Here is an 18,520-nt window from a genome sequence, read left to right as displayed (position 1 = left end):
CCTGAATTATTAAACAGACCGTTTCTTATTCATCTAATTGCAGGTTTAAGCTTGGAATGTCGTTATTCATGTCCGATCAATAATTTTTACAACAATAAAACCTTTGCAGAAATAGCACATTTAATTGAAAATCAAGGAGTTATACGCTCTCTTGTTTTAAATCCTCAATTTGTCGGTATTTTAAACATTACTCCTGATTCTTTTTCTGATGGAGGATTGAGTTTTCATAAAGAAGATGCCGTTAGAAATTTTGTACGCTTGATAAATGAAGGGGCTACAATAATTGAGCTTGGATCACAATCAACACGTCCTTCTGCTTTAATTATTAATGAAGATGAAGAATATGCAAGGCTTAATAATGTTCTTGAAGAGCTTAAGGAAGTTATAGTCAGTATTGATAGTTTTACTCCTGAAGTAATTAAACGTGTTTTAAACAAATACCCTATTTCCTGTATCAACTTGGTTAAAAATAATCTAGATGATTATACATTACGATTAATTGCCGATTATAATTGTAAAATTATTACTATGCATTCATTAACCGTTCCACCGCAAAAACAAAAATGTCTTGATTTCGATAAATCTCCGCTTGCTAGCTTAAATATATGGACAGAGCAAGAAATAACAAAATTAGAAAAATGTGGATTTGATAGAAAAAATATCATTCTTGATCCTGGAATTGGTTTTGGAAAATCCGTTTATCAAAATTTATATATTACAATATATTAAAGAATTTAAAAATCTAGGATGTGAGATATTGTTAGGACACTCACGAAAATCTTATATTTCCGCTTTTTATAATTCCAAAGCATCGGAAAGAGACTTAGAAATAATAGCAATATCAAAATATTTAATGGAAAACGTAGTTGATTATTTACGAGTGCATAATGTTATAGAGCATCAAAAATTTTTTGTAGCAGACCATATGATTAACTATATCTTATGAAAAATAGAAAAATCATCGGTATAATGGCATGTGACCCACAAGGGGTGATAGGTAATAAAGGTCAGATACCTTGGTCTTATACTAAGGAGTTTGAATATTTTTATCAGACGGTAAAAAATAATATTATAGTCATGGGACGAAAAACCTTTGACTCTATACCTACAAAGATTTTAAAAAATTGTATTTGTATTGTTTTTTCAAGAAATACACCATTACAATCTTATAATAATATATTTTTTATTAAATCCTTAGATGATTTTTGGCAGGTAATAAAACCTTTTACTGATAAAAAAATTTTTATGGTTGGAGGGACAGAAATAGCAACTCTTTTCCTAGAACAAAATCTTATTGATGAATTTTTACTTACAAAAATAAATAAAAATCTGTAATAATAGATAAAACAAACAATTATCAGATTTATAAATTTACTAAGAGGAGGTAAGATGAAATTTTTAGAACAGCTTAATATAAAAATCTTGAGCAATATAACCTCTTAAATCATCCATTTTTCAATTATGGCATATGGGAAAACTTACTCATTCTACTTTACAAATTTACACAAAAGAATATTATCATCACGTTACAGCTTTCCCACGTTATATTAAGTGCAATACATTCCAAATGTAGTGATATACAAGCTAGACAAATATTACTTGGTAATCTTATAGAAGAAGAACAAGGTGAAGAAAATCACCCGGAACTATGGAAACGTTTTGCTAAAGGACTTGGATGTTTAAGAAACCAACGCACTTCAGAACCTAAATTAGACTCAACTCAAAAACTTGTTCAAGGTTATTAAATTAACAGAGGAATCTTTTTCTATAGGTCTTGGAATACTTTATGCTTATGAGCGTCAGACTCCTAAAGTATCTGACTCTAAAATTCAAGGATTACAAAAATTTTATGGAAATTCAGATTACAGAACTTTACAGTTCTTCATTGTTCATAGTAAAGTTGATCAATGGCATACACAAGAATGTGCAAATTTGATTAATAATTTAAGCTCAAAAGAACAAACATTAGCATATCAAGGAGCAAAACTACTATGGCAATTTCTAGACGGTATAAATGCAACGTATCAATAATTTAACTATTATTCTTTCATAAAATGACAAATATCTTCCTACATTCCTTAAGTCTTGAGAATTATCGTAATTTTAAAAATCTTGAACTAAAAACAGATAATACACCAATAATTTTAATAGGTGAAAACGGTAGCGGTAAAACTAATATTTTAGAAGCTATATCGCTATTTTATCCAGGAAGAGGGCTGAGATCAGCAAAACTTGCCAATGTATGCAAAACTTCAGAAGATCATTGTCTAGTTAAAGCTCTATTGCAAAGTAAGCTAGGACTTGCAGAATTTACCACCCAATTTAAACGTAGTTCTAATAGAAGGATAACTGAGTATAACGAAAGTAAAATAGCCAATAATGAGTTAAGTAAATTCACTAGCATGGTATGGCTGACTCCACACATGGAAGGAATCTTTACAAGCGGTAGCAGTGATAGAAGAAAATTTCTTGATAGAATAGTTTATAATTTTGATCCAAAGCATGCAGAGCTAGTTAGTAAATACGAATATTACATGCATGAGAGAAATAAAATTCTAGTAGAAGATATAAGAGATGATAATTGGCTTAAAATTATTGAAGAAAAGATGGCTGATATTTCTAACCATATTGCTAATAATCGCTTAAAAACCTTAGAATTTATGCAGCAAGCAATAGATGACCTTGAAAATGAATTTCCAAAAGCCGATTTATCGATTGACGGCATTGTTGAACAAAAAATATTAAACGGCAAAGAAAATATTGTTAGTTTTATTACTGCAGAACTTTATCAAACAAGAAGCAAAGATAAACTACTTGGTCGCACTAGTTTTGGAATTCATAAAAGTGACTTTTTAGTAAAGCATCAAAAGAAAAATATCTTAGCCAAATTCTGTTCTACCGGTGAACAAAAAGCTATATTAATTGCAATAATCCTTGCTGAAATGAATTATGCTATAAAGCTAACTAAAATAGCACCGATTTTACTTTTAGATGAGGTCTTTGTGCATTTAGACGACAAAAGACGTCAATATTTAATCGAATTTTTGACCGGCTTAAACATGCAACTATGGGTTACCACTACCAATCTAGAGGGAATAGAAAATTTTGCAACTAAAGCACAATTGATTAAGTTATAGTTTGTTTAATAATGTCATTCCTGCGAAAGCAGGAATCCAGAAAAAAAGTATTAAATACAGCAAATTTTTGAAATTAAAAGCTCGATTTATCTCGCTTTATGCTGGATTCCTGCTTTCGCAGGAATGACATTGAACACTTTTCTCACACCATGTAACAACGCCCGCTAAAAGCGGGAATGACATCAAGAGTATTTTCTGATCCATACAATAAAGCACTATCCCAATCAGATTCACAAGAAAAATTTCATCCTTCTTGATTTTTATCGCACCTCTTAAAAAACCAAAATAACTATTATTATTTTTCATAAAATAAAATTACACTTCACTTACATATTATATGAGCATTAGTTAAATTTAAAGTTTTTTGTATATAAATATATTGCTTAATCTTTTGAAACTGCTTAAAATTGATTTTTAATTTATGTAAATACTATGACAAAACAAGCTAATAAAATATCCTATGATGAAGTACCTTATTCTCCATTTACTTTCAGTTATACCTCCCCACCTTATTTAAGAACTATCGGCAAGCTATTCGGGCTAAACCCTCCACCTCTTGAAACTGCTAAAATACTTGAACTCGGTTGTGGAATCGGTGTTAATCTGCTTAACTTTGCTGAAACATATCCTAAATCACAATCTCTAGGTGTTGACTTATCCAAAACACAAATAGAATTAGGTAAAAAAATTATCAGTGATTTGAAAATAAAAAATGCCGAACTAAAGGCATTATCTATATTGGACCTTGATGAGTCATACGGTAAGTTTGATTACATAGTTTGTCACGGCGTATATTCATGGGTACCTGAAGAAGTACAAGATAAAATACTCAAAGTCTGTAATAAACTGCTAAATCCGAACGGCATAGCTTTTGTAAGCTATAATACGCTCCCGGGCTGGAATATGCAGAGAACAATACGTGAAATGATTATGTTCCATTCAGAGCTATTTAATACTAGCCATGATAAATTACAGCAAGCTAAATTACTTTTAAAGTTCATCAATGACTCATTAGAAAGCTCCACAACGCCTTATTCTAATTTCTTACGAGATGAAACAAAATTATTATCTGCATATACGGACTCATATGTATTACATGAATATTTAGGCGAAATTAATACAGGTATATATTTTCACCAATTCATAGAAAAAGCTCAAAAAAATCATCTAAATTACTTAGGTGATACGTCGCTTACTGCAATGTTTATCGGTAATTTACCTACTCAGGCAGCAGAAAAGCTACAAGCCGTTAATGATATTGTTCGTACTGAGCAATATATGGATTTTATCACTAATAGAAAGTTCCGCTCGACATTATTATGTCATCAAAACATACCTATAAACAGAAAAATTGAATTTAATAATTTAAAAGAGTTTTTTACTAGCCTTAATATTAGACCGGTAATTCTAGAAAAAGCTGTTGATTTAACTAACGAACAGGAAAATGTTAGCTTCTATTACGAAAATTTACCTGAGCCTTTTATTTCAACCACTTCGCCGATCATGAAAGCTATTTTATATGTATATGCCGAAAATATTAGCAATCCGATAAGCTTAGAACAAGTAGCAAAAGAAGCTTTTAAAAAGCTTGGTAAATATCAATTACAAGATTTCTTAGCAGCATTAGAACAGCATTTTATCATATTCATTTTTCAAGGTTATCTCAAAATATTTGAGACAAAACCTCATGCTATAGCAACTATCACCGAAAAACCTAAAACTAGCGAATTTGCAAGATACCAAGCAAAACAAGCATATTTTAATAATGTAACTAGCGTGTTTAGCGTCACTAATAGACTTAACGATATGGTAGGTATACCGATACATGAAAAATATATTTTAGAAATGTTAGACGGTACGCATAATATTGATGATATTAAGAAAGGCGTTCTTGAAAAAATTAATTCAAAACTTTTAACTGCTCGTGACGATAAAGGACAGGAAGTAACAGATCCAAAATTATTAAAAGAATTTGTTGACTATGTAGTTAATACATCCCTTGAGAAATTCCGGATGAATTATCTGTTAGTAGAGTAATTAAAATGTTCGTGATCAAGTCTGCTTTGTTGCATGGATCAGCTTTTTCGTTATTGCGAGTAGTCGTAGACTACAGCCAATCCATAAAAATATAATCCGAGTAAATGAAGGGTAGCTATACGAAGCTCAACTTGGAAAAGAGCAAGGAGCCTGTAAGCCGAGGAGCAGAGCGTATACTTTTAATACGTGAGCATCCGAGGACTTACAAAGACGACACAGTCAAATTTTCAAGTTGAACGAGTATAACTATGCTACTAATTTTTCACGCAATACTTCAACTAACTTATTAATTGCTTCGGTTGGGTGGATGTTTTCAAGAATAGCAAGCTCGCCTGCAAGTCTATTTAAAGCTGATTCGTAGAGTGTTCTTTCACTGTAAGAACGATCATTATCAACATTTTTATGTAAGTCCCGTAATACTTCGGCTATAGCTACAATATTACCTGAGTTAATTTTGCCTTCATATTCTTGGGCTCTTCTACTCCACATTCTATTTCCTTGTTTTGGTTTACCTTGAAGAGTTGAATATATGACATCTAAATCTTTTCTGCTTGCAACCGCTCTAAGACCAACAACTGCAGCTCTACTAACAGGCACTTTTAATGTCATTTTATCCTGCGAAAAGGAAATTACATATAATTTAATTTCAGTACCTGCAATAGTATGATATTCTATATTTGTTATTTCACCAACTCCATGTGCAGGATAGACAATTCTCTGCCCTATTTTAAACTCAGATTTTTGTTCGGATTGTGTTGTATTTGCCATTATTAATTCCTCCGTAGTGGTTTTAGTGCCTAAGAACTTAATGTTAGACTATTATTTTCTATAGCATAGCACATTTTGCTTTTATTATAAAGTAGAGATTTTTATTGAAATAAAATTGATACGATCTTATTGTAGATAATATTAATAAGTTAAAGGAATAAATATGCGAAGTATTTTTATTATACTAATATTTTTATTATTTTTGAGTAGCTGTTCAGAAGAAAAAGCACAAGATAAGAACCATGAGGAAAAACAAATAATAGAGCACGAAACTCAAAATAACGAAACTTCTAAAGAAACGAATCAGGAAGCCGTAAATTCTGAAAATACGGCTGAATCAATAGTTCCTGCTAATGATAATAATCAGACTGATGAAGTATCAACGCCGGCTTCACAAAAACAAAAAAATCCTGCAATAAAACCTGTTAAAGTCACTTTTAAAGTTGATGATAATGATATGGTTCTTGGTAACAAAAAATCAAATGTTATAGTAGTCGAGTATTTTTCTCCTACCTGTCCGCATTGTGCTTATTATCATCAAACAATTTTTCCGGAACTTAAGAAAAAATATATTGATACTAACAAAATTGCATATGTGGTTCGTGAATTTATTGCTACTAAACAAGATTTAGATGCTGCAATTTTAGCCCGCTGCAAGGGGGATACAAATAGTTTTACACAACTTCATAATATCATATTAATACAACAAGATAAGTGGGCATATAGCAATAAATACAGAGAATTATTAACTGATATAGGACAACTTGGCGGTATTTCTCCGGAAGAATATAAACAATGTTTAAATAATGATAAAATTACTGCAATACTAATTGCTAATACCAATTTTGTAGCAAAAGCACCCCAATTTATAGGTACTCCTTCTTTCTTCGTTAACGGAGTACAAACAGGAAGTTATAACATAGATACTATTTCCACAGCAGTTGATAAAGCTTTAGAGGAGCAGAAAGAAAAAGCAAAAAATGAAATGAGCTTGTAATTTAGATCGTCATTGCGAGCAGTCGTAGACTGTGCGGCAATCTCGTTAAATATCCTGAGATTGCTTCGTCGACGGCTATGGCGTCTTCTCGCAATGACGGAGATAAACTAATGAATACGGAAAAACTAAAAGATATCAAAGCAAGAATTAAAGACTTAACAACTCCTAAGTTTTCTAATCCTAAAATTCGGCAAGAAATTAGCCCCTTCACTATCGCTGTAGATTTAGTTTCAGGTACAATGGTAGGTGTCGTAATTGGAATATTTACGGATAAAATTTTTAATTCTAAACCTTTATTTCTTATTATATTTACAATAATAGGAATGATTGCCGGCTTTAACATTATAAGGAAAAAAGTAAATAATAAAAAGTAAGGAAATGACTCATAGCCCTTTAGCACAATTTGATATCAAAAAATTAATAGACATCAAAATGTTCGGTTTTGACGTCAGCTTTACTAATTCGAGTATCTATATGTTACTTGCTAGCATCTCAGCTCTAACTTATTTTTACTTAGCTTTTTATAACCGGAAATTAGTACCTTCTAGATTACAAGTGAGTGCTGAAATAGTTTATAACCTTGTAGCTGATATGTTAAATCAGAATATAGGAGTAAAAGGACGTAAATTTATTCCGTTAGTTTTTAGTTTATTTATTTTCATTTTATTCTGTAATTTACTTGGTATGACACCTTATAGCTTTACTACTACTAGTCATATTATCGTTACTTTTACCTTGGCAATTCTAGTATTTTTAATGGTAACTATAGTCGGTTTTGTAAAACACGGCTTACGTTTTTTAACCCTTTTTTTACCGCATGGTACTCCTTTATGGTTAGCACCGTTGATGATAGTAATTGAACTATTTACATATTTAGCAAGACCGGTTAGTTTATCATTGCGACTTGCCGCTAATATGATGGCAGGACATGTTTTATTAAAAGTAATAGCCGGTTTTACCGTGTCATTAATGATTTACTTGAAATTTCTGCCAATCCCTATTATGGTGATACTAATTGGGTTTGAAATTTTTGTTGCAATACTTCAAGCTTATATTTTTACTATTTTATCTTGTATGTATCTTAATGATGCTATTAATTTACACTAGGCTTTTTGCACAACTTGCTTCTAAAGGTAATTTGTACGTCAATCCGATGCTTGAATCCTCACGTACTTTTTTGTACTCTGCAGTTCTGTGCTTCGTGTTTCCTGCAAATTCCTCTTTATTAGCTTCGTTGTGCAAAAAGCCTATTATACAGATAATTAGATAAAATTTTTTGATTAATTAAAAGTGAGTTTTTTTATGGACATGGTTTCTTTAAAATTTATTGGTACAGGACTTATGGCTATCGGCATGTACGGTGCAGCTTTAGGCGTTAGTAATATATTTAGCTCTCTACTTAGTTCAATAGCACGAAACCCTTCGGCTACAGAAAACTTACAAAGAATGGCTCTGATCGGTGCAGGTCTTGCTGAAGCAATGGGACTTTTTTCCTTTGTAATTGCTATGTTACTTATTTTTTCTTAAAATTCATTTTTAAATAAGATGCCTCAATTTGATATTGCTACCTATTATTCACAAATTTTTTGGCTTATCGTTACTTTCGGCTTATTGTATATCTTTGTTTATAAATTTATAACTCCAAAAGCTGAAGAAATTTTTAATAATAGACAGACAAATATTCAAGATAATATTACGCAAGCCGATACATTGACCATAGAAGTAGAAAAGCTAAATAAATATTATAACGAGGAAATAGACAAAACAAATGCTGAAATAGATAGACTAAAAAAAGAAAAAATAGACTCTTTAGAATCAGAATTTTTAATTAAAAAAAAGAATCTAGAGCAAGATTTAAAAAACGCTATAAATCAAAACATTGAAGATATAAATTTAGCTGCTAAGCAATTTAGAACTAATAAAAGCGCAGCAATCATAAAGCTTGCCGTTAATATTATTGAAAAAATAGCTGGCACTAAAGCAGATATGAATTTACTACAAAATATAAAAGTAAAATAATGAATTTCCTAGATGAGAGCTTCTGGCTTGCCGTTAGTTTTGTAATTTTTTTATATTTAGTTTATAGACCGGCAAAAAAAGCCATTTTAAATTCTTTAGATGCTAAGATTTTAGAAATCCAAGAAAAAGTTCTACAAGCTGAAAAGTTAAAAGAAGATGCTGCTTTGCTCTTTAAACACACCAACGCACAAATAAAGAAATTAGAAACTTTACGCTCTCAAATGATAGAAGACAGTAATGAAGTTACCAAAAAAATCATTCAAGAAAAAACTAAAGAAATTGAAGAATTTTTAGAGCATAAAAAATCTGATGCTATACAGTTAATGCAAAACCAAAAATCAACCGCAAGTAAAGAGCTACAAGATGAATTTTGTGATGAAGTGATAAAACTTGTATCCGAATATTTTCAATCAGTTAAGCTTTCAGAAAGCAACATTGCTAAAAATTTAATGGATAAATCTGATTTTCCTCAGGATGAGGGTAAAGCTACATAGCCACACTAACCACTAGCTAGCAATTTATTTAAAATTGCTTCATCATTAACACATACCCGTAATATTGAGCCATCAATAAAATATTCAGGATGTTCGTTTGTTATCTTATTTGTTAATTCAGGATAGGCTCTAACAAATTCTTTTACACAAGTGAAGTTTTTGCTAGAGCTGTTAATCGCTCCTAAGCAAATCGCTTCAAAACATAACATTTTAGCTATTTCTATATTTTTAAGGTCAGATAAAACTCCTAGTTGTTTTGCTATAAATATCTATCACCTAAATAGCCTTGCACCCCCAATTTCCTAAGATTGAGAACTTACTATTCCACTTATCTTTAGCAACATTAATATATATTTTATTTAAAACATTCTTTTGTATTTTTTGTTTAATTTCTAATGTAACTTCCTCAAAATCGCCTCTTTATAATATAAACTCCCTAGTTTCATTATTTTGTATAAATTCTGGTGCAATTTTTTTGAGATAAGTTTTTAGCCTTGTAGTGACCTAAACCTAAAGTTTGACGTACATTAAATAAGATTGTTTATAGAACTCTATAGCTTCGTATGTATTATCTAATTTTCATAAATCACTCCGATATTATTAAGAGAGCTAGCAATAAAAGAAGGATGAACTAATTCTTGATCGATTTTTAAAGCTTTCTTATAATATTTTAACGATTCTTCAAATTTACATAATATATATTCATTATAATAACCCATTTTTTGATATAAATTTGCCTTTCTACATTTATCCATTTCAATATCATCATTTAATATTTTTACTACATGGGGATAAAATATTTTAGAACTTTCCCAGTCTTCACTTGGAACATCTGTTAATATTGGAAATAAATCATCTAAGATTTCTGCTAGTCTTGTATAAATCTCTTTTTCATCTATCGCATGTTCTTTATTTTATTTATATATTGCTTTGTTATAAATTGCATTAATCTATGTAATGGTAAGCCAGCTTGTCTATTTTGGTATGTTAGATTCATTACCGATAATGCTTCTATAACCTTTTTATAGGTTCTTGTAGCTTTTCTTCATCTATTAAAAATAATTCTTCGAAAATCTCTATACTGATAAACTCAGGGTCTAAATCTGCAGAATATTGTAAAATATCTGCCAAGCTAAAGGTGATTTTTCTAATAATTGTAGTAATAAAACGGTTTCTATATGATCATCTTTGCTATTTTTAAAGTAATTAATGTAATCATTTACTTTAAGTAATTTATTTGCTTTTAAATATGCTACTGCTTTAGATAGCCTATAAGGTGATGCAGCATCGTTACTACCAAAGTCTTCTACTAATTTATCAATATCTTTCTTGTTTAATCTATTTTTTAGAGATTTCTTTAAATATAATATCGCTTCTTTTTTACTAAAAGACTCTACTAATATAATATTTTCTATATCATCACTTAAATTATTATTTTTAGTAGTAATTATCACTTGTGCCTTATCATTAAGTATATTAATTATACTGTTAAGATAAGGCTCTATATCTTTATGATCTTCAACATTATCAAAAATAAATAATATAGCTGAATTTAAATTAGCAATCCTCTCATGGACTAATCTTATTATGTTTTCTTCCTTTTCATCTATTACGTAAATAGTAAATTCTTTAGTAAGTTGTCTACATGCTTCAAGGACTTTGTCTGCAGAATCTACGTTAATAAAACGTACTATTTTCTTTTTCGCTTGTGTTTGTCTATCTCCATATTTTATAGCTAGAGTGGTTTTACCGGCTCCAGCGAAAGCACTAATTGTTACAAATCGTTTTTCGTTTAAAGTTTCTTCTATTTGTTGTAATATTTCATTATGGACAATCAAATTATAAGTTGATAAACTTACTTCAATTAACCTTAAAATTTGCTCTCTTAAGTCATCTACTTTAACTTTAGATAAGTTTGTAAAGATATAATATTTGCCATATTGAGGTTCATATAGTTTTTTTATTACTTTTAACTATTGTTTTATTAAATTTGGTATTTCTTTTTTATCTATACTCAATTTGCTCAACTGTGCTAGATACCAATCACTACTGCCCTTATTATTTGTATTTGCTATATCTACAGACAAATTTACTTCTTTTATACGATAATGACCTTTGTAAGAAAGTTCAAATGTTCCCTCAGGGGTTATGATCTCTTTTGATGGGCAACCTTGTGCGGCATTATTTTCTAAATGCTTATAAACCTCTAAAAATTGTCCGGTTGCAATATTACCGCTTATAGGCTGATCGATTACCTCTAAGAAGCTTCCAAATGTCGTTGCAGTAGCATTTTTATATATTAGATTGCTTGCTAAAGGTAATAAATATCAAGTGCTTTATTAATATGCGGATTACAGACATTTACAAAATTTGGAGCTGATAAATAAGTTGTTATATTTAAAATTTTTACGTCAAAGGTAGTTTCATGGCTATACATCTGCGGCTAAAGATTTTCTGTAGCTAAACCCGGGCTATCGAATGTGATTGCCTTTGCTTTTGGATAATGAAAATCTCTATGAGCAAAATATAAACTAAGCTCTGCGAGCCATACACCTAAAGAATGACCTGTGAAAGATAAATTATAATTATTCTCTTCAGCATATTTGGTAATCTCCTTTGTAGCTTCATATGCGGCCGCTTGCTGTGCCACTATCTGTCCACCTAAAATACTTTTAAAATGAGCTTTAAACGGTGAATTAGTTTTGAGCAAATCTAATTTTTCAAATGTAGTACCTCGATAGGTAAGTACAATTTGTTTTACTTTTTCATTTACATATGCTACTGCGTAATATCTACCTATTTCAGGCTCCAGTATATAAGCATGTAAACTAAATAACCCATGGACAAAGTCGGTAGGGTGGTGCTTTATAGTTTTGATTATTTAAGATCTTATATTATAGGAAAATATAGAATGGTGACCCCTACGGGACTCGAACCCGTGTTCCCACCGTGAAAGGGTGGTGTCCTAACCGCTAGACGAAGGGGCCTTAATTTTAAAGTAAGCAATATGAGTTAGTCATACCGTGGCTATGACCACGGCATGACATTAAGTTAGAAGTTTTATATAACACCTTTGCAAATATTGCAAGTATAAAAATTATAGGTTTACCTTAAGCTTAACACTACCTTGATGACTTCTATAATGTTTATTTAGATAATAATTATAATCCAACGAAATAGTAGTATTTTTGATACTGCCTATAATACCCGTTCCTAAATTATAGGATGTTTTCGGTTGCTTCGGTATTAGATAATTATGTTTGAATGTATTATCAAATATTTTAACAACTCTATTTATTCTTTGGGTTTTCTCTTTAAAATTATGTTCTACCGCTCCTTGGAATGTTAGACCTAAATTATTAAATTTTAGAGCATCTTTTAAAGGTACTGTGACTTTAGTACCGACAATTCCGGACAATATATTATTCTCTTTCATTGTAAGAGCTATTTCTTGTACGTTAACACCGGTTTCATTATATACCCCGTCTCGTGACTTCCCGTATCTTAAACCGATATTCGGGGTAATAACGAGCTTGCTCTGCAAAAGATAATTATAATGCAGTAATGCTTCCGCATTATAACTATGATTACGATGTTTTACATTACTTTTAATTTTAGTATCACCATATGAATAAGTTGTTTTATCTTTAATAAAGTTTTTAGAAGCAGATACTAAAGCTTGTAGTGCAAAATTCTTCGGTAATTCTTTTTGTCCGTAAATAGAAACCACATGACTATTAATAAGTTCTTTATCATTATTTTTACTATTTTTAAATTTAAATACTGAATGAACATTACTATAAGCTATACCTACGATATTATTGTCGATTTCAGCATCGAACCCGATAGTAGCACCTTTGTTAGTACCTCTATAACCGGTCATATTCTCAACGCGTCCATGATTATTAGTGCCGTACATACCACGCATCCACAAACCTCTTTTTATATGAGACTCTTCTTCATCACCGGCTCCCACTGCTACCATATTATTAGACATATTCATAGATGCATCTAATCTGTTACGAATCATATTATTTACAATAGTATTAACAACTTTCGCTTGATTTAAAGTAGGAGCGTTTTCTGAAATTTGCGTTTGCATTTCTTTTTTTGCTTCCTGTTCAAGAGGAATAACCGTATCAACTTCCGTTATTTTAAGATTACCCCCATCGGAATCGGATAATTGCTCTATTGTTTCTTCTTCCTCTTCAAACCCTGAATCATAACTTTCTTCATCTTCGCTACCATCGCCTAATGCTAAACATTCCTTTTCTCTATCGTCACTTAATGCTAATGCACTCTCATTACTTGATGCAAGTGCAGGTAATGAAGATAATTGTCTACTTACTTCTGTGTCTTCTTGTTCTTCATCTCCTGCAGGTAAGGTAGATTCTGATTTACCATCCGACACTAACATTTCTTGTAGCAATAACTGAGCAAGAATATCTGTAGCTTCTTCGCGAAGTAACGAAGAAATTTTTTCATCATGTTCTTGTAATTGTGCATTTATTGCTAAAAGCATTTTTTCATCTAATTCCTCTACATCCTGTATACGATTACTTATATAAGTCATTGCTTCTTTAATATGATTAAGTTCCTCACTTCTAGAACTTGAGCCAGACAATTCTTCTATTTTTTGTATTTTATTGCTTAATACTCTTATATAGGTATCTACATAATCTTTATTAATTTCTATATTTAGAGTATCTACCGGAGTTACAACATCACGACTACTCAAATCATCATTAGAGAAGCTGTTTATGCTACCAACTGAAGATGAACATGAAAATACCGGCTTACTCTCAGTTACCTTAGGTTTAGATTCAGTATCTAGATGCTTTATCTTCCCTTCTAACAAAATCTTTTCTTTATTTAAAGTATCTAACTCCAATTCCTTATTATAATCATTGGCTATTTTTTCATGTTTAGATTTTAATTCCCCTAATTGCATAACATTAGAATTGTTTAAATCCTCTAAGCCACTAACCGAAGATGAACGGGATAGATTTGATTCTGCATCACTAAGTACACCGCTTATGTCATCAATTGAATAGGAACGTATTGATACATCTGTGCTTGAAGACTTTTCATTTAAAGAAAATTCTGCTTCTATGGCTTTCCTTTTTTCTTTTAATTGTGATTTTTTTGAAGATAAGTCTAGTGCTTCCATAGCTAACCGCTTAAATTCTAGGTTTTCTGGATCTTGATATTGATTCAATTTGGCAATAACTTGCTTTTCCTTAACTATTCTAGCTTCCTCTACTTCTAATAGTTTATTTTCTAAATCCAAATACTCTAATTTCTTGTCAAGCTCGGCACTTCTGAATAATGGTATAGGTAATTTTCGTTTACTAGTATTCGTGTAACTTATAGATGGCTTAGGTTGCTCTGTCTTATATATTGTTTCTGATGCTAAATTCTCATAACTAACCGACTCATATATAGTAGATAAATTAGATAATGGCTGTGTACCTTTTTTAATAGTACTATCAACCAAATTTAGTCTACCTTGTGATCTATCAAGTAAAGCTTCAGCTTCTTTTAATACCTCAGGAGGAGCAGTATTATATATTGAAGCATCTACATCTGTAAGTTCTCTTACTATAGTACTATCAACCAAATTTAGTCTACCTTGTGATCTATCAAGTAAAGCTTCAGCTTCTTTTAATACCTCAGGAGGAGCAGTATTATATATTGAAGCATCTACATCTGTAAGTTCTCTTACTATAGTACTATCAACCAAATTTAGTCTACCTTGTGATCTATCATTTATTATAATATTTTTATGATCTTCTCGAAATTGTTGAGCTTGCGGAGAGTTATATAGTGACCCTACATTTATAGGTGGGGTTACAGCTAAATTTTTTGGTAAGCTATCCATATTAGCAGTCGGCATAGAATGACTATTTCCCCCATTTGGATTAAATCCAACATCTACATCTGTTTCTATATTATTAAAGTATTTATCTGCTCTGCTTTTAATAGCATCCAATTTTTTTTCTGCTTTTGCATTATAAGCTTTTATATCTTCCGGTTTGCGTATTAATACCTGCTGTAATTCTTGAGAGATTTTAATTGCTTCTCGGTAATCATTTTCTATTTCCTGTAAAACTAAACTAACTGATTTGCTTTGTGAAGAACTGGTTGTTTGCAGTATTGCAGTTCTCTTTGCATCTAAAAGGCTTATAAGCTGAGTTGCTTTTTTTATGAATCCACTAACTACACTTAAACTAGACTCCTTATGATTCTCATTTCCCCAAGCGTGGCCAAATTCTCCCTCTTGATCTACTGTTCTTTGCTTTGAGGTTTCTCCATCTCTTTTCCTTTTTCTGTTCTCTGCATAATTTGTTTGCAAAATTGACCCTACTTTTGATACAGCTCTCTTTATTATATTACCTTGTTTTTTCTTACTAGAAACTAAATAGGTACTTTCTTCAGTGAAAGTTTCTTGAGGTGCATAATGTAAATCTAGCCCTAGATCATCCTGCACACCTAAAGTTTCTGTACGCATTTTTTCTGATTGCAGTTGTTGTATCTCCGAAATACTTCCACTTACATTATTTTTCCTCGATGAGTCACTTTTAGCAACAGTTGTATTTTGTGTTGGCATTATTAAACCAAGAGTTTCTATAGTTAACGTATCAGGTTGTTTTAGATTCTGAACGAACGCGTCGCCAGCTAAATCTAAATATTCTAATCCTCTTTTATCAAGCTTTGGACTTGAAGAATATGGTGCAGAATTTTTCCAATTGTTGTCAGATCTCAAGCTTTCATCTGTAGTTGTGGTTTGTAACAATGCTGATTTTTCTTCAAAATTTGATGATATTACACTTTTAGCTGAAGACAAGCGTGATAATACTGGAGTACTGCTTTTTCTTGAATTCTCTTCATACTCTGCATAAGACTGAGATATTTCCGCTTGCTCATATACTTTTTGAGTTTCTGGAATTCTAGCTTGCTGAATTTCATATAACTTCTCGAACAAACCTTCATATGCCTTTATACTGGCAAGATGTGCAATCTCACCTAATTTTTGACTAAATTGATCCGCACTAAACTTTCTCATTTCTGTTGCTAAACTATCTATTACACTATCTATTTGAGCTTGATTTGACTGATTTGGCTGTATGCTATTCAAATAATTAATGTATTGTGAAACCTTAGCCTCATAAATATCTTTTGAATGACTTGGAATAGGGTCCTCTATTTCTCGATTCGGCAATATTACTGTATAAGGTTGCTGCTGAACTTTTATTGGCACTAAGTACCCCTCTTCATCCTCTGGTTGTTCACCTAAAATTCTCTTAACCCCATGACTTAATGGTATAGTTGGCTTTGCTTTTGGCGACTGCTTATAAGTAGGACCGGTAGAACTATTATAAACAACAGGAGTTAATAACTTTAGATTTTTCTCTATCTTATTTAATTGTTCAGAATCACCATTCATTTTATCTTGCATGGCTCGTAATGCCGTTCTACTTGTTTCTTTTTTCGCACTAGCAGCTACTTCTTTAGCTTTATCTGATGCCGTTTTTATAGCTTTTTCTTGTTTCTTTATTTCTGATAACTGCTTTTGTGCTTCTTGTTTTTTCTTTTCTCTTTTTGTTCCAGCACTACTTTTTCCTGCATTATCTCCGCTTGATTTATTTTTATTAAATACACCTTGCCGAGCCTCATTAATTCTTGCTTGCTGTGCTTGAAACGCACTAACTTCGGTTGACGCCGTTGTAACCGGAACTGTTTCCTGCGATTTTATCGAAACTTTATTTGTTGGAATATCTATTTTTTCTATTTTCTGAAATAATCTATCTGCTTTATTGTTTTTACTTGTTAACTCTTTTTCAAGTTTCTTTATTTTATCTTTATTTTCACCTATTTTGATTTTTGTTTCTATCTCTTCAGCTCTTGACTTGAGTGCTTCTGTTGTTTTTTGTGTTGAAGTTAGCTGCGTATACAACTTCTGCAATTGTTTTTTATCTTTTTTACCTGTGGTATCTTTAATAGCCTGTGTTACTTCAGCTAACTTGATTCCTATCATCTCATTAACTCGTGATATATTACTTACCATTCCTGCTACAATTTCAGTACTGCTTTTTTTTATAGGCAACGGTACAAATGTCGGCTTCGGAGGAACTTCTGATTTAACCTGTGAGCTAGATTGCACTGCCTGTTGTTGCGGGTCGCTACTGCTAAACGATAATCTTCGTGCTGCCTTTGAGTTTGTGTTTATGTTTGGTGGTGTATTAGCTCCTAAACTATCATTTGGTTTAGAATCTGAAGTAGGCTGATACGGAGTCGCCGGTGTTGATGATGGAGTACCAGGTGCCGTAGTATAATGTTCAGGTGATGTCAGGTTAGTATTTGGTGTATTAGGTGCAGTGATAAAACTATTTGAAGCTGGGCTAACAGTAGGCGAAGACGCTGTTATTATAATCTCTGGTTTTTGAGGCATTTGTTCTGTCGATTCAGGAGTATAAGTATTTTGACTTTGTTCTGTTTTTTCAATGCCTGCAAATGTTTTGCATCTAGTAATTGGTCGTACTTTTCTTGCTTTCCCGACATCAGACTTACTACGTGCTACCACTTTATAATGATCCTCTATAGGAACATCTTTTAATGGATTAGATGCCTTAGGTTTGTTAGATATTTTCATTTCTCTTATTTCAGATGGAGTATATGTGTTTATTTCTGGTTCCGATACAATTACTGTTCCTATCTGCTGCGGGGTATTTGTCGTATCTTTGTGTCCGTTTAATTGTGACACGTGATTCAACAATTTATTACTGAGATCGAGACGAAATGCTTCTTTACTCATCGCCATACCCTCAAAAGGTATTGCAGCTCCTACTGAAATAGAGGCAAGCAGAGAATATTTTAAAAATCTTGATTTTTTTAGTAAATGTTGTTCTGTTAATTTATTCATTACAAATATCTCAATTTAAATTAAAATTTCATGTACATAACGTTGGACATTATAATAAATAAGTTAATAAAAAGCAATATATAAGTTAATTTATCTTAACTTATAATTACAAGAGAATTTTGTTCTAATTATTGAAAATATAACA

At 31.4% G+C, this 18,520-nt stretch carries 14 protein-coding genes, 1 tRNA gene and 4 pseudogenes; 11 read left to right on the top strand and 8 right to left on the bottom strand.

The window, feature by feature from the left end; translation table 11 throughout:
- The first annotated feature begins 51 nt into the window (after positions 1–51).
- The 5 genes and pseudogenes from folP (at position 52) to RSL_RS00185 (ending at position 5,174) form a co-directional block, all read left to right on the top strand.
- Positions 52–946, top strand: a pseudogene (gene folP / locus RSL_RS09445) (dihydropteroate synthase).
- A pseudogene (locus tag RSL_RS00205) lies at positions 943–1,388 on the top strand (dihydrofolate reductase). Before folP ends, RSL_RS00205 begins: the two co-directional pseudogenes overlap by 4 nt.
- A 78-nt stretch (positions 1,389–1,466) precedes the next feature.
- Positions 1,467–2,031, top strand: a pseudogene (locus RSL_RS10765) (CADD family putative folate metabolism protein).
- Positions 2,032–2,054: 23 nt separating this feature from the next.
- A complete protein-coding gene (gene recF / locus RSL_RS00195; RefSeq protein ID WP_014273110.1) occupies positions 2,055–3,137 on the top strand; it encodes a DNA replication/repair protein RecF in 1,083 nt (360 codons plus the stop codon).
- A gap of 432 nt (positions 3,138–3,569) precedes the next feature.
- Positions 3,570–5,174 carry a methyltransferase regulatory domain-containing protein gene (locus RSL_RS00185; protein WP_014273109.1) on the top strand — a complete coding sequence of 535 codons (1,605 nt, stop codon included), beginning with the start codon at positions 3,570–3,572 and terminating at the stop codon, positions 5,172–5,174.
- Between the two features lie 246 nt (positions 5,175–5,420).
- Here RSL_RS00185 and RSL_RS00180 read toward each other — a convergent pair whose 3' ends face one another.
- On the bottom strand, positions 5,421–5,942 hold the full coding sequence (locus RSL_RS00180) for a CarD family transcriptional regulator (protein WP_014273107.1): 522 nt from the start codon (positions 5,940–5,942) through the stop codon (positions 5,421–5,423).
- 163 nt (positions 5,943–6,105) lie between these two features.
- Between RSL_RS00180 and RSL_RS00175 the strand changes: the two genes are divergently transcribed.
- From RSL_RS00175 to RSL_RS00165, 3 genes are all read left to right on the top strand, one after another.
- Positions 6,106–6,939, top strand: coding sequence for a DsbA family protein (locus tag RSL_RS00175; RefSeq protein WP_014273106.1), 834 nt, complete (start codon positions 6,106–6,108; stop codon positions 6,937–6,939).
- A gap of 110 nt (positions 6,940–7,049) precedes the next feature.
- Positions 7,050–7,313, top strand: coding sequence for an AtpZ/AtpI family protein (locus tag RSL_RS00170; protein WP_012719316.1), 264 nt, complete (start codon positions 7,050–7,052; stop codon positions 7,311–7,313).
- Between the two features lie 4 nt (positions 7,314–7,317).
- Positions 7,318–8,046 carry a F0F1 ATP synthase subunit A gene (locus RSL_RS00165; protein ID WP_014273105.1) on the top strand — a complete coding sequence of 243 codons (729 nt, stop codon included), beginning with the start codon at positions 7,318–7,320 and terminating at the stop codon, positions 8,044–8,046.
- Here RSL_RS00165 and RSL_RS07165 read toward each other — a convergent pair.
- Positions 8,041–8,220: pseudogene (locus RSL_RS07165) on the bottom strand (palindromic element RPE1 domain-containing protein); the annotation flags it as partial. The gene RSL_RS00165 and the pseudogene RSL_RS07165 sit on opposite strands and share 6 nt — an antisense overlap.
- Positions 8,221–8,241: 21 nt before the next feature.
- Between RSL_RS07165 and RSL_RS00160 the strand changes: the two are divergent.
- Genes RSL_RS00160 through RSL_RS00150 form a run of 3 tightly spaced genes read left to right on the top strand, consistent with a single transcriptional unit; the run spans position 8,242 to position 9,452 of the window.
- On the top strand, positions 8,242–8,466 hold the full coding sequence (locus tag RSL_RS00160) for a F0F1 ATP synthase subunit C (protein WP_010976714.1): 225 nt from the start codon (positions 8,242–8,244) through the stop codon (positions 8,464–8,466).
- Between the two features lie 18 nt (positions 8,467–8,484).
- A complete protein-coding gene (locus RSL_RS00155; protein ID WP_010976713.1) occupies positions 8,485–8,958 on the top strand; it encodes a F0F1 ATP synthase subunit B family protein in 474 nt (157 codons plus the stop codon).
- Positions 8,958–9,452 (top strand): F0F1 ATP synthase subunit B, encoded by a 495-nt coding sequence (locus RSL_RS00150; RefSeq protein ID WP_014273102.1) that lies wholly within the window; start codon positions 8,958–8,960, stop codon positions 9,450–9,452. The genes RSL_RS00155 and RSL_RS00150 overlap by 1 nt, the downstream gene beginning before the upstream one ends.
- A gap of 5 nt (positions 9,453–9,457) precedes the next feature.
- Here RSL_RS00150 and RSL_RS00145 read toward each other — a convergent pair whose 3' ends face one another.
- The 6 genes from RSL_RS00145 to RSL_RS00120 all read right to left on the bottom strand — a co-directional run bounded on the left by RSL_RS00145 (position 9,458) and on the right by RSL_RS00120 (position 18,375).
- Positions 9,458–9,661 carry a hypothetical protein gene (locus RSL_RS00145; RefSeq protein ID WP_014419674.1) on the bottom strand — a complete coding sequence of 68 codons (204 nt, stop codon included), beginning with the start codon at positions 9,659–9,661 and terminating at the stop codon, positions 9,458–9,460.
- A gap of 363 nt (positions 9,662–10,024) precedes the next feature.
- On the bottom strand, positions 10,025–10,207 hold the full coding sequence (locus tag RSL_RS00140; RefSeq protein ID WP_010976710.1) for a tetratricopeptide repeat protein: 183 nt from the start codon (positions 10,205–10,207) through the stop codon (positions 10,025–10,027).
- Between the two features lie 342 nt (positions 10,208–10,549).
- Complete coding sequence (locus RSL_RS00135; protein WP_014273101.1) at positions 10,550–11,290, bottom strand: NB-ARC domain-containing protein; 741 nt, start codon at positions 11,288–11,290, stop codon at positions 10,550–10,552.
- Positions 11,291–11,895: 605 nt separating this feature from the next.
- Entirely contained in the window at positions 11,896–12,162 is a 267-nt protein-coding gene (locus RSL_RS00130) for a lipase family protein (protein ID WP_041472064.1), read from the bottom strand.
- 202 nt (positions 12,163–12,364) lie between these two features.
- Positions 12,365–12,439, bottom strand: a tRNA-Glu gene (locus RSL_RS00125).
- A 110-nt stretch (positions 12,440–12,549) separates the two neighbouring features.
- Positions 12,550–18,375 (bottom strand): surface cell antigen Sca1, encoded by a 5,826-nt coding sequence (locus tag RSL_RS00120; protein ID WP_014273100.1) that lies wholly within the window; start codon positions 18,373–18,375, stop codon positions 12,550–12,552.
- Positions 18,376–18,520: the final 145 nt, after the last annotated feature.

Origin of the sequence: Rickettsia slovaca 13-B, assembly GCF_000237845.1 — a bacterium.
In the GTDB taxonomy this organism is placed as follows: domain Bacteria; phylum Pseudomonadota; class Alphaproteobacteria; order Rickettsiales; family Rickettsiaceae; genus Rickettsia; species Rickettsia rickettsii.
Note: the sequence above shows the minus strand (reverse complement) of the source record. Positions and strands in the feature narration are given on the sequence as shown.